1 protein-coding gene is annotated in these 1,549 nt (G+C 37.1%); it reads right to left on the bottom strand.

Annotated features, from left to right (window positions below; translation table 11 throughout):
- Positions 1-205: 205 nt before the first annotated feature.
- Positions 206-1,336, bottom strand: a complete 1,131-nt coding sequence (locus tag PX636_RS10660) for a glycosyltransferase family 4 protein (protein WP_288117118.1) — start codon at positions 1,334-1,336, stop codon at positions 206-208.
- Positions 1,337-1,549 lie beyond the last annotated feature (213 nt).

Here is a 1,549-nt window from a genome sequence, read left to right on the forward strand (position 1 = left end):
CCAGTATATTTAGTACCGAGAAAAGCGAGATTGATTAATAATTGATGATTCCTATTCATAGATATTAGCTAGTTAAGTAGGTAGGTGTTAAAAGTTGTCAGACACCCCCCTTATCAAGGGAAGATTAAGGGGTGATCAGCACCCCCCTTATCAAGGGGGGATTAAGGGGGGATCCATCTTCAATTTAATTATAAATACTTACTTATTATAAAAGAGAACGATAAGCTTTTATAGTAGCTTGTGCGGTTTTTTGCCAAGAGAATTTTGCCGCTTGTTTTTTTCCTTTAGTGATTAATTCTTGACGGAGAGAGGTATCACTAATCACCTGATAGATTGCCGCAGCAATTTCTAGGGGATTATCGGGATTAATTAATATTGCCGAGTCTCCCGTGACTTCGGGTAAGGATGCAGTATTAGCAGTTACCACGGGACAACCTAAAGTCATCGCTTCTAAAACTGGTAATCCAAAACCTTCATAAAAGGAAGGATAGACAAAAACATCGGCTTTTTGATAATAATCCGCAACTAAGTCATCGGCAAGATAATCAAGATGTTGAATACTATCTCGAAAGGGAGACTGAGATATTTTCTCGAAAATTGGTTCATACTTCCATCCTTTTTTGCCAATCAGAATCAGATTATGGTCTAATTTATACCTGTCCTTGAGATAGTTAAAAGCACTGATAAGATTAATAATATTTTTTCTTGGTTCTAGGGTACTAACAAAGAGTAAATAGGGTTTAGTGATGGTTAGAGATGAGGGATAATTGGGGAGAGAAGAATAACGACTTGCGAGGGGAGTAACAAAAATTTTCTCTGGGTTCACATCTAAATATTCAATAATATCTCGTTTGGTACTTGCGGAGTTAGCAATGACTAAATCAGTCCATTTTAGACATTGTTTAATCCGTTGGGTGTAGGTTTTGACAATCCCCGTGACAAACTCAGGATATTTAATAAAAGTAACATCATGAATAGTCATAACTTTACGACTCTGACGACAAGGATACACCACATGATCCAATCCGTGGAGAATATCGGGAGAATCAAGAAAGTTTTCTAGATAGGGAATTAGAGGATTAGGAAATCGGGTTAAGATATTGCTAAGACTGACGGGAATTGGTAAACATTTAACCTCTGGATAGGATTGCAGTTTTTCGGGGATAGAAAGATTACCCCGCAGCCAGTTTTTTACCGATGGTTGAAAACAGAGGGACAGGGAAAAGTTTTCTTGGTTTTGTAATTTAGCTAATTCGGCAATCAGGTGATAAGCATATAATCCAATTCCACTAGGATTTTGTCTTATCGGTGTACCATCAACTAAAATTTTAAGCATTTGTGGTTAGATGAGATTGACGGGATAGATATTTTTAAAATTACAGATTCAATTGTCAATTTTGCTCGCTTAGGACAAGATTAAAATCGGCAATAAACTCCACCCTAATAGTTAATCTTACCCTATAGCGTCCCTAAATAGCAGCTTTTTTGGGCTAGGTTACAGGGAATACTTAATTTATCGGGCAATTTTTTCGATTATTGTCCCCTCACC

Origin of the sequence: Microcystis sp. M53598_WE2 (genome assembly GCF_030067735.1) — a bacterium.
Taxonomy (GTDB): Bacteria; Cyanobacteriota; Cyanobacteriia; order Cyanobacteriales; family Microcystaceae; genus Microcystis; species Microcystis aeruginosa.